This window comes from Pantoea sp. E956-1 (genome assembly GCF_982223955.1).
On the sequence record NZ_CEUYZP010000073.1, the window covers coordinates 1 to 442 of the forward strand.

The 442-nt window shown below is 60.2% G+C and carries 1 protein-coding gene; it reads left to right on the forward strand.

Annotation, left to right across the window (positions count from 1 at the left end; all coding sequences use genetic code 11):
- Window positions 1-296: 296 nt before the first annotated feature.
- Window positions 297-442, forward strand: a 146-nt coding sequence (locus tag AC0T7J_RS25315; RefSeq protein WP_473798523.1) for a glutamate--tRNA ligase family protein, incomplete at its 3' end; no start/stop codon positions are given.

Consider the following 442-nt stretch of genomic DNA (forward strand, 5'->3'; position numbering starts at 1 on the left):
CCATTCTTGTGGGAGCGAGCGTGTTGATCGTTCCCACGCTCCGCGTGGGAATGCCTCATGTGACGCTCCGCGTCACGCTTCGGGACGCAGAGCGTCCATGGCTGCATTCCCACGCAGAGCGTGGGAACGATCATTGTGTTTCCCTGTGGGGGCGAGCCTGCTCGCGAATGGGGGCGACTCGGTATAAGCGAGTCCCGGTCTCCGGCTTAAATACCCTGCCCGCTGGAGCGGGGCGGGTGTCGCCTGTTACCATTCGCCGCTTGATTGTTCTGCTCTTCATTTTTTCGAGACAAGCCATGACCACCGTCCGCACTCGCATCGCGCCATCGCCTACCGGGGACCCCCACGTAGGTACCGCTTACATCGCATTGTTCAACTACTGCTTTGCCAAGCAGCACGGCGGTGAGTTCATCCTGCGCATTGAAGACACCGATCAGTTGCG